This is a genomic window from Pedobacter sp. Leaf170, assembly GCF_920984665.1.
GTDB lineage: Bacteria > Bacteroidota > Bacteroidia > Sphingobacteriales > Sphingobacteriaceae > Pedobacter.
The window spans coordinates 480,404-499,022 of the sequence record NZ_CAKLBP010000002.1 but is presented as its reverse complement, the minus strand read 5'-3'; the positions used below and the strand labels follow the sequence as shown (position 1 = coordinate 499,022).

Genomic DNA, 18,619 nt, shown 5'->3' with positions numbered 1-18,619 from the left:
TTATGAACGAACTCATACAATTACAATTAATGGATGCCCAATCTTCGATGGATAAAGCTATCGATCATTGTGAATCTGAATTGACTAAAATTAGAGCTGGTAAAGCTTCTGCGGGAATGCTTGATGGTATTTTTGTTGATTATTATGGTGCGGCAACAGCATTATCTCAAGTAGCGAGTATCAATACACCCGATGCCAGAACAATCGTTATTCAACCTTGGGAAAAAACATTATTAGTACCAATTGAGAAAGCAATTCAGGTTGCAAATATTGGTATTAATCCACAAAATGATGGTATTGTTATCCGTTTAGTTGTACCACCATTAACCGAAGAACGTAGAAAAGATTTAGTTAGAAAAGTTAAAGAAGAAGCCGAACGTGGAAGAATTACGGTACGTAATATTCGTAAAGATGCGAACACTAAAATTCAGAAATTAAAAGGCGAAGGCGTTTCTGATGATGAAATAAAAACAGGCGAAGGCGAAGTGCAAAAATTAACCGATGCGTATATTATCAAGGTTGATAAGCATGCCGAGGCTAAAGAAAAAGATGTAATGACCGTTTAATAGTTAAGATAAATTATTTAAAAAGGAATGGAGCAATCTATTCCTTTTTTTGTTTGGCTTAATTTATAAAAAATTCTCTCTAAAAAGAAAAAGAGCAACCCATCCGGGATTGCTCGATTAACTAACTTATTATTCATAAAAAATGCTGTTGGGGAAGGAGTCGAACCTTCAAGGGGTAGTTAGCTACAGTTCAAAAAATTAATTGTGGTCAACCCAATAAACTGCGTTTGTCCCATTATTCCCCACCACCGAGACAAGGAGGCGTGTCTGCCAATTTCACCACCCAACATTATTACTTAAGTTATAAGTTTTACGTTTTAAGCAATAAGTTTAGTATAGAAACTTATAACCTAAAAACTTATCACTTACAACTTCAGTGCTGTAGGGGAAGGAATCGAACCTTCAAGGAGTGGTTAGCCATTGCTGGTTTTCCCATTATTCTCCGCCACCGAGACAAGGAGGTGTGTCTGCCTGTTTCACCACCCTACAGTATGTTAAACAAATTGTTAAAGAACGTTCCTTTTTGTTATTTGCTTAATACAAATGTAAAGGAACATCTAATACCTTGCAAATATTTTAATCATTTAATTTTATTTTTATAATATTGATAATTTTATTTAAATTTGCTTATCAAAATCAGAAAATATGCTCAAAAAAGACAATTCCAATTTAGAAATTGACAACCTCGACATCGACATTTTAAAACAATTAATGCAAGATGCCACCAAACCATACACAGAAATAGCAAAAGATTTAATCGTTTCCGGCGGTACAATCCACGTTAGGATGAAGAAATTGCAGGAAATGGGCATCATTAAAGGCTCTCACTTAATCATCGACCCACAAAAGGCCGGCTACGATATTTGTGCCTTTCTTGGTATTTACCTTGAAAAAGGTATTCAATATAAAGATGCAGTTGCCCAATTAAGCAAAATTAAGGAGGTTGTAGAGCTTCATTACACAACCGGCGCTTACAGTATGTTTGCGAAAATAATTTGCAGAGATACCAACCATTTACGCCACGTTTTAAACGAAGAAATACAAGCAGTAAATGGCATCCAGCGTACAGAAACTCTAATATCATTAGAAGAAAGTATTAAAAGACAGATTGAGCTAGGGTAAGGGTTTTAAGTTATAGGTTGTACGTTTTAAGTGTAAAGTTGAGAGTGAAAAGTTGAAAGTGTAGAGTTAAGCGTGTAAGCGTATATGATAACCTATGGTGTATTTTGAAAGGCCAAAGAGATTTAATCTTTCTTATTTGGAAAAGAAAGTTTGAAGTTATTCTGATTCTGTAGTCCCGCTATACGCTGTGGTTCCGATTTTTAATCGGAAGCCGTCGCTCCTATCGGGTTTAAAAAAATGGTACGTGCATTAAATAGCAAATTGCATATTTACAATTGTGTATGTTAAGCGCCTAGCCAAAAATAGGATTACATATTGAGCCATTTAGACCCGATTGATTGAACACGAATCCCGATTTCCATCGGTAGCGTAAAACGGAAAGCGGGAAGAAACCTTTAATAGAAGCAAAAATTTGCTCTTCTAAATATATTTCGAACCTATACGTTTTTATTTAAGCAATTGATAAGCAATCAGCGCTGCGAAATAAGCTAAAGCCGTCATATATACCAATTGTATAACCGGCCATTTCCAACCTTTGGTTTCGCGGTAAACAATTGCCACAGTGCTCATGCATTGCATGGCAAAGGCGTAGAAGAGCATTAATGATATGCCAGTTGCGAATGTGTAAACCGGCAAACCAGTCCGATTATTAACCGAAGCCGACATACGTTCTCTAATGGTTGATGTATCTTCATCGCCGCCATCTACACTATAAATGGTTGCCATTGTACCTACAAAAGCCTCTCGAGCAGCAAAAGAAGTAATTAAACCAATGCCGATTTTCCAATCGTAACCAAGCGGACGAATGGCTGGCTCAATCCAATGACCTAAAATACCCACATAAGAATTTTCTAGCTTTTCTGTAGCAACCAGGGTTTCGATATGAGATGTATTTTTACTGCTATCGTTTAAAGCTGTTTCGTATTTCTTGTCAATATTTTCGAAGCGATTCCCCGGCCCGAAGGATGCCAGCACCCATAAAATTATAGAAATTGCAATGATAACTTTACCAGCCTCAAAAACAAAAGTTTTTGATTTTTCGTACATCGTGAAGATTACATTTTTCCACCTGGGCATGCGGTAAATAGGCAATTCCATAATAAAATAAGCTCTCTCTTTGGTTTTTATAATGAATTTAAAAACCCAGGCCACTAAAACTGCCGCGATTAAGCCAACCAAATACATTGCCATTAAGGCTAAACCTTGCAAACTGAAAATACCGAAAACGCTTTTTTCAGGAATGATTAGCGATATGATTAAAATGTAAACCGGTAATCTAGCCGAGCAACTAATTAAAGGCGTCACCATGATGGTAATCATTCTATCTTTCCAATTTTCGATGTTTCTTGCGGCCATAATTGAAGGAACGGCACATGCCAAACCACCAATCATTGGCACAACCGATTTACCATTCAAGCCAACCTTACTCATGATTTTATCCATCATAAAGGTAACACGAGCCATGTAACCCGTATCTTCTAAAATGGAGATAAAAGCAAATAATATGGCGATTTGAGGAATAAAAACGAAAATACCACCCAAACCTGCAATTACACCATCTAAAACCAAATTGGTGAGCATACCGGCAGGAAGATACTTGTGCCCAATTTCTGTAATAAAACCGAATGCCACTTCAATCAAATCCATTGGATAGGATGACCAGGCAAAAATTGCGTTAAAAATTACAAATAGAATGAGTAAAAAAATGGCAAAGCCCCAAACTTTATGGGTTAATACAGAATCTAGCTTATCACTAAAAGAAAATTTTTCTGCCGTTCCTTTATCAATTACTACATCTGCCAATATGGAACTTAACCTTTTATATCTGGCAATGGTTTCTGCCGCTTGTATTTTGGATGATTGAAAATTATGTGCCTTTTCAATCTCTTCAATTTCAGTTTGATCTTTATCTGTAAAGAAAGTTAAATGCTCATGCTGGTGAAGAATTTGAAGCGCATAATAATCGTTTTCAGTATTTATTTTACGCTTCACAGCATTTATGGCTTCAGGCGCTAAATAATTAATATCTACAGCATTAATTTGTGTAGCAATTTTATTGGTATAGGTAATTGCAGCCTTTAATTTATCTAGTCCTGTATTATTACGAGCAGATATTGGTATAACCTGTACGCCTAATTTTAGCGCAAGTTTATCAATATGGATGTAAATACCTTGCTTATCAGATAAATCTGTCATATTCAAAGCCAAGACCATTGGAATGCCGAGGTCTGCCACTTGAGAAAAAAGCAGCATGTTTCGTTTCAGATTGGATGCATCAACAATTAAAACAATAACATCTGGATGGCTGCTGTTTGCCTTATCTGCTAAAACCTGAAAAACAATACTTTCATCGTTACTTTTTGGATACAAACTATATGTACCCGGCAAGTCAATCACTTCGGCATCTTTGCCATCAATGAGTTTAGTGTAACCTGTTTTCTTATCAACAGTAATGCCCGGAAAATTGCCAATTTTTTGATTTAAACCTGTTAGGCGGTTAAACAAGGTAGATTTACCTGTATTGGGATTACCAACTAATGCAACTTTAATATCCAAACTATGTAAGCTTATTGAATGATGATAACCGCAGCCTCACTTTTACGTAAGCATAGCTGATAACCTGCAACTCTTATCGCCATCGGATCGCCAAGTGGTGCAAATCTTTCAACTTCAACAAGCTCGCCCGGAAGGCAGCCCATCTCGATTAATTTTACAGACATTTCTAGATCTGTAAATGCTACAATCGTTCCTGTTTCTCCAACTTTTAACTGCGATAGTTTCATCTGTTAAATTTGGTGCAAGTTAGCCTTTCTTTAGATTTATTCCAAATAAGAAGACTAATAAATGACCTCATAAAAGGTAAATTACAGGCAAATGATTTAGTTTCGGTTTCTGCCACCGCGGTTACCGCTTCCATTTCTCTGTTCGCCTATCATATTCATATTTTTCCCGCCCATGCGGTTAAGCGCATAAGTAAACGAAAACATAAAATAGCGTTTTAAAACATTGTAACTCACATCCTGGATAGTATTATTGTTCGCTGTTCTGGTTATACCTTGGTTTTGGTTCAATAAATCATTTACCGAAGCTTTAAGCGTTCCGCGGTTTTTAAACAAGAGCTTGCTGATGTAAGAATTTATCAAGGTAAAGTGCGTATCAAAACCTTCGCCACGACCAGTATTTTGATTATAATCTGCATCTATGTACCAACGGATATCGCCAGGGAAAAGATAACTTACGCTAATATTTGGACTAAAAGTATAAAACCTTGTATTTGAATTTGGCTGTACCGAATAAGTAGCCCGGTTAATGGAACCATTAACACCAGCGGTTAAATCCAACTTATCTAAATTAGAAACCAGGCGATAACCATTGGTAATGCCCCAGCTATTGGTGATATTTTTTATAGAATTAGTGAAATTCACATCGCGATCATAATTGCCGCCAATATTGATGTGGAAATTTAATTTATTATCTGGCAAGAAAGGCAAACCCAAAGAAGAAGAAATACTGCCCGAATATGTTCCGTTAACGTTTACCGGTAGTATTGCAAGCTTACCTTGGTTTATACCGCTTTGAATTAAACTGCTGCTGTTTGCAATCCTGTTCATGGTTTGCGTTAGGTTCATATTTACAAAAAGCGACCGATTTTTTCCAACTGTAAAAGTGTTGTAAGCAATGCGAAGGTTGTTGTTAAATTCTGGCTTTAAATCTGGGTTACCTACCGGGATGCTTTGCGTATTGGTATTATTTGGTATAGGTTGCAATTGCTGGATGGTTGGTTGATTTGTTGAACCTCTGTAATTAACAACCAAACGTTTACTATTGCTAAAATTATAGCGGTACATTGCAGATGGCGTATAATTAAACACGTTTTGCTTTAAGGTAAAACCCTGCGTTAAATTATCGTTTGTTCTATCAGTATTTTGAACAGCGAAACCCAGATTCCAGTTAAACTTTTTGCCATTACCATTAAAGCTGAAACCTGCTGTATTTGTTAAAATGGTATTCTCGTAAGAATTGCTATAGGTTAAATCTAAGATATCATACTGCAAAGTTGCCGGGTTAAAATTGTAGGTAAACCTATCGGATGTATTATGATTATAACCGTTTTGATAATTTAATTCGAGATTTAAAGTTTTGGAAATTGGCTCTGTATAAACTATCCTCGAATTTTGATTAATTGATTCGGTGGTTTGGTCATTAAGCTGATTGGTAATTTTTTGTGTGGTGATGCCTGCATTTGTTGTATTATCAACAATGTTATTATAATTATCGGCATCGTTATTATTAATACTGGTATTTAAGTTTAAGGATAGTGTTCTACCTCTACGCTTAAATTTTCGTCTAAATAAAATATTATTATTTATTGATGGAGAAGTATTCTTATTATTTAAAGCCTGCGTTCCATTTGTAGTGTAGGTACTGTAATCTCTTGTGTATGTACTATTGTTGGCGCTCTCATTGTTTGTATAACTTAGCGTAGGTTGAATTCTAAGAGAAGTTAAAGAATCAATTTTAGTATCGACCATAAAATTTAAACGATGGTTTAATCTATCAGCCACATTATTTTGATTGTTATTAAATATGGTTGTAATATCGCCTAACAGGTTTTGCGTTACACTGTTTCGCTGAACTAGATTTTCGGTTTTATTGAAAAAATAACTGGCGTTAACCTGAGTTTGATCTGAATAAGTATCTGCAAAATTAAAACCCAAGGCATTAGTTGTGGTAATACCGGTTCCTCTACCGCCTGCACCGCCATTACCACCTAAGCCACCACCAAAATTTTGCTTATTTACATTGTTAAATTGCGCCACCAAACTCATCTGCTGGTCTTGATTAAATCGGTTGATGTTTGCGTTAGCATCATATCTATCATCAGAACCATAACCTACACTGCTATTTCCAAAATAACCGTTTTTCTTATTTTTTCTCGTGGTGATATTGATAATTTTTGTTCGGGTTCCATCATCTACACCAGTAAACTGTGCCTGATCTGATAATTGATCTATAACCTGTATTTTATCAACCATATCTGCCGGAAGATTTTTTGTAGCCAATAAAGGATCATTACCAAAAAACTCCTTTCCATCAACCATAACCTTGGTAATAGTTTCGCCTTGGGCTTTTACTGCTCCGGCTTTATCTACCTCAACACCCGGAAGTTTTTTAAGTAAATCTTCTACCACGGCATTTTCTACCGTTTTAAAAGAACTGGCGTTAAATTCTAGCGTATCCTTTTTCACAACAATTGGAGGCACTTCTGCTTTAATTTCAACCGTTTGCAAATCAATTGCACTACCATCCAAAACAATATCACCTAACGCAATTTCGCTTTTATCAGCAGTTATAGAAAAATCTTTGCTGTTGTTTTTTAAACCAATATAAGCAGCATATATTTTATATTTACCTGCCTGAAGATTTTTGAATGAGAATTTGCCATCCTCACCGGTTGTACCAGAAACTACGGTGCTCGAGTCTTTAAGATTTTTGATTACTATTGAGGCATAATCTAAAGGTTTTCTATCCTTCGATTGAACAATTCGACCGCTTACGGTTCCGGGTTTTTGCTGAGCAAATGTAGAAAGGCATAAAAAGAGTATAAAGCAGGTAAAAAATGTTTTCATTCGGTTTACGGATAGTCTGTATAATGATTGACTGCCAACCTACTAAAAGGTTTGTTTTATAGCAGGTAACAATTGAAATACAAAAAAGCCTATCGCTGTTAACGATAGGCTTAAAAATTTGAGTTCTATTATATAATTACATTCTCATGCGCATTCCGCCCTGACCAGGTGCACCAGGCATTTGAACATCATTACCAATATTTCTGCCGCCAATACGTGTTAATGAATAAGTGAATGAGAACATATAATAACGTTTTAATACGTTGTAATTTAAATCGGTAATTGTATTTGCTGTAGCTGTTCTGCTAATTCCCTGATTCTGATTTAAGGCATCATTTACCGCAACCTTGAATGTACCACGGTTTTTAAAGAACTGACGGCTGATGTATGCATTAACCAAAGTGAAGTCTGTATTAAAACCTTCTCCTCTACCCGTGTTTTTCATGTAATCTAAATCAACCGCAAGGCGGATATTGCCTGGGAAAAGATAAGAAACATCGAAGCTTGGATTTAAGGTAAAGAATCTTGTATTTGAGTTAGGTGTTGCAGAATAAGTTGCTCTTGTAACTGTACCACCAATACCAGCGGTTAAATCTAATTTATCCAAATTGGTTACAAACCTGTAATTATTATTTAAACTCCAGTTGTTAGTGATATTATCTAATCCACTGGTAATGTTTGTTCCGCGTGAATAATTTCCAGACAAGGTTGCATTTAAATTCAATTTGTTATTTGGAAGAATTGGCTGACCTAAAACCACGTTCGCATTACCGCTGTAATTTCCATCAACATTGATAAAAGTTGATGCAATTTTACCATAGTTAATATCTGCTGGATTCGTAATAACCGATTGGCTCGATGCAAAGGCATTAAACGTTTGGGTTAAGTTTAAAAACACGGCGAAGAAACGCATTTTTGCAAAAGCAAAGTTGTTGTATCTAACACTTAGTGTATTGTTAAACGCAGGTTTCAAATTCGGGTTACCTAAAATAACAGATTGTGTGTTTGTATTATCTGGAATTGGTTGAATTTGATCAATACTTGGTTGTTGTGTATTTCCTCTATAGTTTACAAATAACCTTTTACTGTTGCTAAAATTATATCTGAACTGCGCTGAAGGGGTAATGTTCACAAAGTTTTGGGTAAATACTACTCCTGTAGTTAAATTGGTATTTTCTCTATTTGTTTGTTGTCCGGCAACGCCAATATTCCAGTTGTATTTTTTCTGTGTTACTGTATAACTTAAACCAGCGGCATTTGTTAAAGTCTGGTTTTCGAAATGGTTAGAATATGTATTATCAACTAAATCAAAGTTTCCGGTTAGCGCATTAAAATTAAAGATATTTCTATCTGAAGTACTGTTATTTATACCGTTTTGATAGTTTAACTCCAAACTTGTAGTTTTAGATAGAGGCTCAGTATAAACAACCCGTGTGTTATTTGTTAAATTACTACTGCTTAAATCATTTAATTGATTCGTTAGCTTTTGCGTAGTTACGCCATTAAATGTGCTGGCCTCTGAGATGTAGTTGATATTATCCGAATCGCTATCATTAATTGTAGTGTTGATATTTAATGATAAAGTACGGCCTCTGCGTTTAAATTTTTTACGAACCAGGATATTATTGCTGATAGCTGGTGTTGAATTATCTGTAGTAAAATTCTGATTACCGATAGTGTTGGTGGTTCCATTCGCCAGAATGTTGTTTCTATTGTAATTCTGCAAACTTAAACCACTGTTTTCGGTGTAGGCCACATTCGGCTGAATTTTGATACTTGTACTCGAATCTAGTTTTGTGTCAATCATAAAATTAAATCTATGATTGTTTCTATCGCTATTGCTGTTTAAATAATTATTTACATTTTGAGAAGTATTACCTAATAAAGTTTGTGTTGTGCTGGTTTGTTCGTTAAAAACAGATGACTTGTTAAAGAAGTAACTTCCCTGAATTTGGGTTCCGTCTTTATAGGTATCGCCAAAGTTTAAACCCGCAGCATTTGTAGTGGTAATACCGCCACCACCAGATGATGAACCGCCGCCGCCAATACTAAAACCACGGCCACCGCCGCCACCGCCACCAAAACCGTTGCCTTGACCACCGCCACCACCAAAGTTTTGTTTATTTACGTTATTAAACTGACCAATAAAACTGAATTGCTGGTCGCCATTAAATTTATTAACGTTTAAGCTGGCATCGTAGCGGTCGTTAGTTCCGTAACCTACATTACTATTTCCAAAATAGCCTTTTTTCATACCGCTTTTGGTGGTGATGTTTAAAATTTTACTTCTTGTACCGTCATCAACACCTGTAAATTGTGCCTGCTCAGATAATTCATCAATAACCTGAATTTTATCTACCATATCTGCCGGAAGATTTTTTGTTGCCAGCAATGGGTCGCTACCGAAAAATTCTTTTCCATCTACCTTAACTCTGGTTACAGTTTCGCCCCCGGCTTTAATGCTACCATCTTTGGCAACCTCAACACCTGGAAGTTTCTTTAAAACATCTTCTACAACGGCATTTTCACGTACTTTAACCGATTTAGCATCGTATTCTAAAGTATCTTTCTTAACCACAACCGTTGGTACCTGAGCCGTAACATTTACGTCATTAAGGTTCAAACCATCATCAGCCATAGCGATATCGCCAATGTTTATAGCGGCTTTTGCTACAGTAATAGTTTTATTGGTTGTTTTTAAACCTAAAAATGCAGCGATAACCCTGTAATTACCTGCTGGGATGTTTTTAAAAGAAAAAGTTCCATCGGGATTTGATTGACCGGAAGCCACAATAGAGGAATCCTTTAAGCTTTTTACTGCAATTGTTGCATAGTCTACCGGTTTTTTATCTTTCGCATTGATAATCCGACCATTTATTGCTCCGCCATTTTGCGCCTGAGCTAAGTATCCACAAAAAATAAGAACAAAAAATATTGCTCTTTGAACGTAAATTTTCATCAAAATTTGAATATAATTAATACAAAACTATGCTATCAGACTAAGGGAATGCTGAAAGGTTTGTTAAGGTATGTTAAAAACAAGGTAACATTTTAAATACAGCCGAAAAATCGCTAATCTGGCGGCATTTTAATGCTATTTATTTTTGGGATGGATAAGACTTGTAATATACTTTAGGACAGTTGCAATCCTTTTTGAATACACTACAACTACTTAATGATAGTATAAAAATTAAACAGATTAAACTAATTGGCTTTTTCATTGAAATTTAATTTATGCAATAAAACGTAACTAAAAACCGCCATAAAACAGCCTAACATATCACATGTAAAATCCCACCATTCGGCAGCGCGATACGTAAAAACTTTCCATTGCAATAACTCAATTCCACCACCAATTATTACGTTAATCAGTATAATTTTAAAAATTGTTAAGGTTCTGAAACCAAAACTATGCTGGTAATTGATTTTTCCATAAAACAGGAGTACCGATAAAATATAGAAGAAGCCCAGGTGAGCCATTTTATCAAATCCAGTAAAGAAAAAACCATCACCATCCTGATCGGGGAGATGAATATTACAAAGCACTAAAGTTACAAGTGTCCATAATATGGCCCATTTTTGTGTCTTTAGTGCTTTAAACAATGTTGTTGGATTATTATGCGCCAACTAAAGCCTGATATGCCTCAGCTGTAAGTAATGCATCTACATCTGCAGCGTTAGATAATGAAACTTTTACCATCCAGCCTTTACCGTATGGATCAGAATTAACCAGTTCAGGGTTATCATTTAATTCAGCATTAATTTCTAACACAGTACCAGCAATCGGCATAAATAAATCAGAAACAGTTTTAACAGCCTCTACAGTTCCAAAGACCTCTTCCGAGGCTACTTCTGTACCCACGCTATTGATATCCACATAAACGATATCACCAAGTTCACGCTGAGCAAAATCAGTAATGCCGATATATGCTTCATTTCCTTCTACTTTAACCCATTCGTGGTCTTTAGTATATTTTAATTCTGATGGAAAATTCATTTGTATAATTATTTGTTTGTCAAAGTTAAATATTATGTTGGAATGTTGAAATCTAAACATTGAAATGTTACGCTCAATTTATCCATACATCAATTAATTCAAAGTAAACCTCAGGCTAAAACCAAAATTACTAAACGATGTATTGAACGTTTGCGATGTATATGGTTTGGTGATGTTGGAATCGTAAAACAATCTGATGTTAAACTTTTGATTTAATACGTAATCAATTGTAGGTCTTAATGAAATGTTTTTTGCTCCAGATGATACCTCCGTTTGTGCCACTTCCTGATTACGCTCATCTGTTACCGTTCTATAAATAACTGTTTTATTATCTCTAATGGCTACATCAAGTTTAAAATCCATATTGTTATCCATTTTTAAGCTTTTAAACCATCCAAATGGGAAACGGAATTTATTGGTACGGTAACCAAAACCCACCACCACGTTGTTTTCTGAAAGTTGCGCTAATTGACTGTTGGATAAACTCAAACCCAATAAACGAGAACGGTTTAATTCTATATTCGCAGTTAAATTATTCTTTAAGCGAGTGTCTATTCCAATCAATGGAGAAAAATATTCTGAAACCGTTACCTGCGCAAACTGAAATTGTGGCAAGAAGTTATTATTAGCATCTCTTGTGCTTACAAAGCCATTATTTTCCTGGTAACGTAGTAATGAATTATAACCATTAATATTGTATGCCGAACGGTACCCATGTTTAATATCCACCGAAGAAAATCTATCGGCAATAAATGGAATCTTAGTTAATCCGTTATACGTTAAACTCCAGTTTGGTAGCGGTATTTTAGGAAAAGAACTTAATTTTGAATTATTGGCATCTTTACCAGAATAAGCAGCTAAAAAGGCTGCAATAACCACATCCTGACTTTCTTTACCATAACCATCAGCATAACCATTTGTAATACCAGATGAATTTGGATTTTGACCGCCTAAACGCCTCGACATTACCAAACGATTTGAGATAAACCTATTGTATAAAGTTGAAATGGTACTTGCATTGTTTTCTTTAAATGCCGTTCCGAGTGCGATGTAAGAAATACTGTAATCACCAGTAGTAATTGCACTTAAATTTTCAAAAGAAGAAACGCTTGCCACGTATCTGAAATTGCTTGAGAAATTTCGGGTTTGTGCTCTATTTGCTCTTAAAGTAATTCTTAAATCTTTGATTGGCTCAATCTGCCCGGTTAATTGAAAGTCTTCTCTCAAAGTATTTACATATTGCTGGGTTTGTAAGGTATCTGTTGTTATCCAACCGTTATTTAATGCCATATCCCTAATATCTCTCTGGCTACCAAAAACAAAGCCTAAGCCAGGTGCACCGCTTACATTATCGATACCCAAATACCTTGTTCTTGGCAAATAACCAGGCAAAAATGTACCTTTAGTTTGTACATAATTTAGGTTTACATTTTTTAAACTGGTAAGCAGGTTAACAAAAAACTTTTTCGCGCCACCACCTTCTGCATTGTTCGCTTCGCGGATAAAACCAAATTTATTGTAAAGCGTATTGAAATTGAAAGTTGGATTTACCTGAATGTTTCTACTGTTTTGAACCGTATTACCTAAATTAATATTAGGGTCGCTTAAGGTTGCCAAAGGCTCAGTTTGCCAGTTAAAGTTTGTACCGTATTTAGTTAATAAAGTTATCCAGTTAAACCCCGGAATTTTATTTATCGGCACAGCATAAGTTACATTCAAATTATGATTGTAATCTGTCGTTCTGCCTAAACGCTTCAAGTTTTGCCAAACAGTATCTCTTTTTAAGCCTTCTATTCTTCCATCGGGTTCATCAATTATAGAATAATTAGTAGCATTAAAATCTAGCTGTAAAGAACGGGTTAAATTCCAGGCGATACCATACAAGCGACTCATTCTAAAATTCTTGTTAAAGGTTGTACCGTAACCGCTTTGCAACAACGGAATTGTATTATTAGGGTCGTTGTTTCTTAAGGTATTTTCAGAGTATAATCGGTCAACATCAACCCTGAAATTAATTGCGCTAGGCAAAATACTGAAGTTAAAATCTTTCAATATCGAAAGCATATTCGACTTTATAATCTTTTCAAATGGCGCATAACTTCTCGCTTCTTTCGAGTAACTATACTGCAAAGAGCCGCGGTAATTATTTTGAATGCTGCTTTGATTAATAAAATCGCGATGATCATATTGCGTGTAAGCATAGCTTGCAGAAAAATTTTCTACATCCCATAACTGTACAGGTTTAGTATTGTTGGTGCGCTCTTTTCTAACGTTTGTAAAGTTTATACCCCTACGAACGGTGTAATCTTGGGCAAAATTTAATATTGAATCTTTTTGCGCTCTTGTAGATTGATCCAATGCATTTTTCAATTCAATATCTGGTGTTTTAGGATTGTACTGTGGAGTAGCAACCTGCTTAGAATAGCTTACAAACATTGGTATTTTTACACCAGATTTTTGTGGCAAAAATTTACCTAGCTCAACCGCCGAAGAAACATCTAATAAAACGTTATCGGCACGATTTCTTTCGCTAACGCGAGAATCAATAGAGCCAAACCCAATAGTAGATTTACTTCCAGAAATATTTACATCGGCAAAATCTGCAAGTTTTAAGTTTAACCTGGCAGTAGCTGCCCAACCGCCACGCTCATCAAATTCGGTTAAGCGAAGCTCGTTAAACCAAACCGTAACACTTTTATCCAAACCATCATCTCTACCCGGGCTAGCCAAATTTCTGAGTGGATTTTTAACCCCAAGCATATAAATACGCACTTTGCTCATATCGGGCTGACCTTTCACAATAATTGTCCGCACCCCATCAGAATAGGTAAATGGTACATTTATCGGCCAGGGTTGTCCGTTAGCTTGTTTAGCTACGTTACGAGCCAGTTTAGCATTTTGAAAAAGCGTTAAATCTATATCCATTCGGTTTGCTTCAGGCCAAATGGCATCAGGGTCTGATGTTCCTGGTGTTGTTATTTTAAGCGGGATATTATATTCGTAATAGTTATCCTGATTGTCTGTTCCAATTCTCAAAAAAGCAGAAACGTCGCCATCATTTAAAATTTGATTATCTAAAGCTTCGGCGTGTATAAACATTTCCAGGCGCTTGTAAGAACGGAAATCGCTGTATGCTGTTTTGAAAGCAGCTCGACCATATCCATCTCGTAACGTTTTCACATTTACGGCAAGCGATTGCTCATTTAATCGGGTATCTCCACGGTAATTACTGTAATCTCTTTCTCTGATGATGCCCGGTGGCGTTACATAAGGAATTGGCGTACGTCTGCCATTTTCTTCAATGTTTACAGTAGCAACTTCAATACTGGAGTTATCTGGTGTAAGCAATGGCAAACTTGGATCAACGATAACCTGATCTGCACCATTTTTGGTATTAAATTCACGCCATTCGCCACGAATTAACTGCAGTTTTGCAAAACGCATAATGGTTGTATCCGCAAAATTCGTCATAAACATTCTAAAGAAACGAATGGATTTAAAATCCTGAATGTTACCAACTTTTTGCTGATAATCGCCAATTGGAACCCGAAACTGATACCAGGTTACTGCCTGAGTATTTCCATTCGCCAGCTTAACCGATGAGGTTACTTTATCGCTAATGAAATTTTGTCCAACAACCAAATCAGCCGGACGCATAGAAACTTTATATTGGAAATATTCATCGCTTTGCGTCATGTTGTTATCGCGATTAATATCTTCTCCATCAGGTAAAGCGGTTGATGCAGAATTTTCTAAACCAAGTTCTGCTTGAGATTGCTGCGAAGTTTTAGAGTTTCCTTCCGGCCCGTTGTATTTTTCGTAACGTTTTAAAATACCAGCATTAATTTGATCCAAAGCAGGACCGCGGAAATATGCATAATCGTCTGATGACGGATCTGCATCCATAATGGCCGCAGCAGCAGGACTTAATTGCGCTTTAATTGCCGCAAGTGCATTTGCAAATTTTGTTTTTTCATTTTGGTTTGATAACCCATCTAAACCAACATCCTGTGCTCTACGGGCATCCGGATCATTATCAAATGCCTGGATTACGGGCTGCAATCTTGGTACACGCCCCCAATTGGTTTCATCATATTTAGATGGATCATCATTAGCAGGCAAACCATTTTCTAATGATTTTCTGCCATCTTTTAAAATATCTTCTGAAATATTACCGAGGTTAAAATAAATATCGCCGCCTGCGGTATTGCTTTTGTTATAAATAAATGGATCTAAAACCCAAAATTCTATAAAGCCAACATTCAAAGCTTCAAAATCATTTGTTTCAATTCTACGTTGAAAGCCACCCCAGTTATTTCTTGGGTTTAATAAAGTTCCATCTCTGTTAAAACCTGTTGTGCGGTAATTGTATGGACCACGAAGCGTTGGATAATAAGCCACATCCAAAGTGGTAATATTTAAAGCTTGCCCTGTTGCAGTTTGCTTAAAGGGAAAAACCTCTTGCTCCACCACCTCACGTACGTAGTGATTTGAAAGCTCATTACGGTTATTACGAATATTTGCAGGCGTTGTAGATGCCGCAGCATTGTAAAAAGTTGGGTCGATATTGTAAAAAGCTACCCTTGCTCGGTTATAACCATATTCCAAGTTATCGATTAGTTGAGATTCTGGAAAAAGCTGAGGTGTACCAGATAGTTGCCACGAAATCGCTCCTTTTAAATCAATTATCGATCTCGATGCTTCAAAATCGTCCAGATAACTTACGCCATTACGGCTACCAGCAAAATTTAAAGCTCTTGGATGCCCGGGAATAAGTTGAGCATATTCACCATAAAAGTTTACACTCGATGGCGCTTTTGTAGATATAAAAGGAAGTTTATCTACTAATTTTGTTAAAAAACGAGATGGGGAACTGTAATTAATATCGGCGCCCCAAATGGTGTTTGAAATCGGTTCCTCTCCCAAATTAACCTTTTGAGTTAATGGTTTCTCCGTTAGGTTCATTATCGTACCACCAAGATTTAACTTGTTATTTAAACGATAATCTAACCGCGTACCAAATAACGAGCGCTGCTGTAAACCAAAAAGCTCGTTGTTTTCAGTTGTAATCCTTATCGGCTGGCCAGAAATTAACAATGCCTGGTTAATAACACTTACCCTGCCACCTTGATAATCTACTGTAAAATCTACACCTTCTACCAAAGGCATAGTTCCGGCAAAAACCTTAACAGAACCTTCAGGAACATTTATTGCATTAAGGCTAAATTCTGAAGAAACTTCAGATTGATAATGACCCTTTAAAACATACCTGTTTTTATCCTGAAATAATTGTTTAGCTATAGTTTGTGTAGAATCATATAATGCCGTAAAGGTGTACTTATCGATTAAAGCTTGTTCACCAGGTGTAAATTTAGCAGCCAAATCTTTTCCAAAAGGCTCAATAACCGGGAAGATAATTCTGCCATTGGCTGGGTCTATCGTAATATAACCAGTATTTGTATTGTTCAGCAAAGCTGATAAACCGCTGGCATTTAAATTTGAGCCAAAAGTTGAACTATTATTCGCCGTATAAGCATTTGTGGCAGAGCCGAAAGCATTATTCGCAGGCACAAAGTCAAAAACACCATCCGATTTTCGTTCGTTTTGAGGATTCAATCTATCAAACTCTGTTAAATTAATCCATTGTTTATTCGCTGTGTTTTGTCCCTCCGTCATCACCGGACTTTCAACGCCGCTTTGATTATCAATCCTGAAAATATCTAACCTAAAATTCTGACTACTAATCTGATACCCACCAATGGAATAGATATTTTTCATCATCAAATCCCAGGTTGGCAGGTTAATTTTAGTGGTTTCGTTTTTTAGTAGCTTTGCAAATAATACTTTAGGTGTAGCGCCATCAAAAGTTACATCTGTAGAAAATTCTCCAACCTGGTATTCAACGCCATTGTAGGTGTATCGATAAGCAACCGCTAAAACTTCATCGCCATTTAAACCATTGTTAAGGGAAATGTAACCAAGTTGAGGCTGGAAAGTAAACTCTCTGTCGGTTAGTTTTCTGGCATAAATCAGCTTTGCAAAGTTATCTGTACCGCCATTTGCCTGAAAGTAAGAAATTACATCATTAGAGTTGGTAAGCCTTGCGCCTGCCGGAAGATTTTGTAATAAATTATTCGATTGCTGCGGAAAACCAGTAGCTGTTGTTCCTGCAGGAAGTGCTGAACTTCCGCCGGTTACTTGCGCCGTATTAAATGGGTTATTTTCACCTAAGTCGATTAAACCTAAAACATCACGAGAATCGGTTGTATTACCGGCTTTGTTTGTTATCCAAACCTCTATTTTTGTAATTTGGATTGGTGATGTAATAATAGGTGCATTCGCTAAATTTTTGTTGTAATTATTTCTAAAGTATTGCGATAAAAAGAAGTGCCGATTGGCCTCGTAATTATCTGCACCAACTCTAAAATCGTTGGATTGCGCACCATTCGTAATTTTTATTTCACGAGATTGAGATTTTTGCTGTGTGTAAACGCTGGTTACATTTAATTTACCAAACTGCAATTGCGTTTTTAAACCAAAAAGTGCCTGAGTACCGGTAATTAAACTGGTGTTTAATGGCAAACTCACATTTCCAGCCTCAATCTTCTTGATAATATCGTCAGCACCACCGGTATAATCCAACTTAATTTGATTTTCGAAATCAAACTGCGCCTCAGTATTATAATTACTTTTTATTTTTAGTTTCGTACCAATGTTACCAATCAAATCCATTTGAATTCTTTGGTTAAAATCGAAATTGGTTTGCACCCTTTGGCGCTCATTAAACAGTGGGTTTTCATTCCTGTTGGTTCGACCAAGAAAGGTTAATTCAGCTTCGCCACGAGGCTGAATATCTATAGTCGTTCCGCCAAATAATTTTTCGAAAGCTTTGCTATTAACCTGTATTTGAGGAATTACTCCAGTGTTTCTAAAATCGCTAACCTCTGCATTAGAAATACTTCTCCAGTTGCCGCGTTTTATTTCGCTGTTAACCAATCGCTGGTATTCATCTATCGTTAAATACTGCGTACTGGTTACATATTTATCGCCAACCAAATCTTTAACAATGTAACGCTTGTTTTTAGCATCAAACTCTACCGTTCTTTTTAAACCATTTGGAAGTGGATAAAAGGGATTGGTGGTAGGGCTTAAGCCAAGCAATTGCTTTTCGCGGAGGCTAAAATTATTTTTTTTCAATGACGTATCCGCTTTGCCTGTTACAACTTGCGAAAAGCTGTTTTTTGTGGCAAATAGAATAGGGATGAGAATTAATAGGGTAAATATTCTCTTCAAAGGCGGTTAGT

General features: G+C 36.3%; 9 protein-coding genes and 2 tRNA genes. 2 read left to right on the top strand and 9 right to left on the bottom strand.

Going from position 1 to position 18,619, the window contains the following annotated elements:
• Positions 1 to 2: 2 nt before the first annotated feature.
• The gene (gene frr, locus LUA90_RS07165) at positions 3 to 566 is read left to right on the top strand and encodes a ribosome recycling factor (protein ID WP_231458897.1); all 564 of its coding nucleotides are present in this window, start codon (positions 3 to 5) and stop codon (positions 564 to 566) included.
• Between the two features lie 145 nt (positions 567 to 711).
• Here frr and LUA90_RS07160 read toward each other — a convergent pair.
• Positions 712 to 855, bottom strand: a tRNA-Asp gene (locus tag LUA90_RS07160).
• 90 nt (positions 856 to 945) lie between these two features.
• Positions 946 to 1,055: transfer RNA gene (locus LUA90_RS07155), tRNA-Asp, on the bottom strand.
• A 156-nt stretch (positions 1,056 to 1,211) separates the two neighbouring features.
• On the opposite strand from LUA90_RS07155, the gene LUA90_RS07150 reads away from it, so the two are divergent.
• Positions 1,212 to 1,688, top strand: a complete 477-nt coding sequence (locus tag LUA90_RS07150; RefSeq protein ID WP_025145395.1) for an Lrp/AsnC ligand binding domain-containing protein — start codon at positions 1,212 to 1,214, stop codon at positions 1,686 to 1,688.
• A gap of 447 nt (positions 1,689 to 2,135) precedes the next feature.
• Here the strand turns inward: LUA90_RS07150 and feoB are convergent, their stop codons facing one another.
• The 7 genes from feoB to sprA all read right to left on the bottom strand — a co-directional run bounded on the left by feoB (position 2,136) and on the right by sprA (position 18,608).
• Positions 2,136 to 4,244 (bottom strand): ferrous iron transport protein B, encoded by a 2,109-nt coding sequence (feoB, locus tag LUA90_RS07145; RefSeq protein WP_231458896.1) that lies wholly within the window; start codon positions 4,242 to 4,244, stop codon positions 2,136 to 2,138.
• A gap of 11 nt (positions 4,245 to 4,255) precedes the next feature.
• Positions 4,256 to 4,471: a FeoA family protein gene (locus LUA90_RS07140; protein ID WP_231458895.1), complete on the bottom strand. Its 216-nt coding sequence runs from the start codon at positions 4,469 to 4,471 to the stop codon at positions 4,256 to 4,258.
• Positions 4,472 to 4,567: 96 nt separating this feature from the next.
• Positions 4,568 to 7,318, bottom strand: coding sequence for a TonB-dependent receptor domain-containing protein (locus LUA90_RS07135; protein WP_231490668.1), 2,751 nt, complete (start codon positions 7,316 to 7,318; stop codon positions 4,568 to 4,570).
• A 136-nt stretch (positions 7,319 to 7,454) separates the two neighbouring features.
• Entirely contained in the window at positions 7,455 to 10,277 is a 2,823-nt protein-coding gene (locus LUA90_RS07130; protein WP_231458893.1) for an outer membrane beta-barrel protein, read from the bottom strand.
• A 245-nt stretch (positions 10,278 to 10,522) separates the two neighbouring features.
• Entirely contained in the window at positions 10,523 to 10,945 is a 423-nt protein-coding gene (locus LUA90_RS07125; protein ID WP_231458892.1) for a glycine cleavage system protein H, read from the bottom strand.
• On the bottom strand, positions 10,935 to 11,315 hold the full coding sequence (gene gcvH / locus LUA90_RS07120; protein ID WP_231458891.1) for a glycine cleavage system protein GcvH: 381 nt from the start codon (positions 11,313 to 11,315) through the stop codon (positions 10,935 to 10,937). Before gcvH ends, LUA90_RS07125 begins: the two co-directional genes overlap by 11 nt.
• 93 nt (positions 11,316 to 11,408) lie before the next feature.
• The gene (gene sprA, locus LUA90_RS07115) at positions 11,409 to 18,608 is read right to left on the bottom strand and encodes a cell surface protein SprA (RefSeq protein ID WP_231458890.1); all 7,200 of its coding nucleotides are present in this window, start codon (positions 18,606 to 18,608) and stop codon (positions 11,409 to 11,411) included.
• Between the last annotated feature and the right edge of the window lie 11 nt (positions 18,609 to 18,619).

Coding starts and splice junctions, on each gene's coding strand:
- frr (WP_231458897.1), top strand. CDS start 3: ATGAACGAACTCATACAATTACAATTAATGGATGCCCAATCTTCGATG.
- LUA90_RS07150 (WP_025145395.1), top strand. CDS start 1,212: ATGCTCAAAAAAGACAATTCCAATTTAGAAATTGACAACCTCGACATC.
- LUA90_RS07140 (WP_231458895.1), bottom strand. CDS start 4,471: ATGAAACTATCGCAGTTAAAAGTTGGAGAAACAGGAACGATTGTAGCA.
- LUA90_RS07135 (WP_231490668.1), bottom strand. CDS start 7,318: ATGAAAACATTTTTTACCTGCTTTATACTCTTTTTATGCCTTTCTACA.
- LUA90_RS07130 (WP_231458893.1), bottom strand. CDS start 10,277: ATGAAAATTTACGTTCAAAGAGCAATATTTTTTGTTCTTATTTTTTGT.
- gcvH (WP_231458891.1), bottom strand. CDS start 11,315: ATGAATTTTCCATCAGAATTAAAATATACTAAAGACCACGAATGGGTT.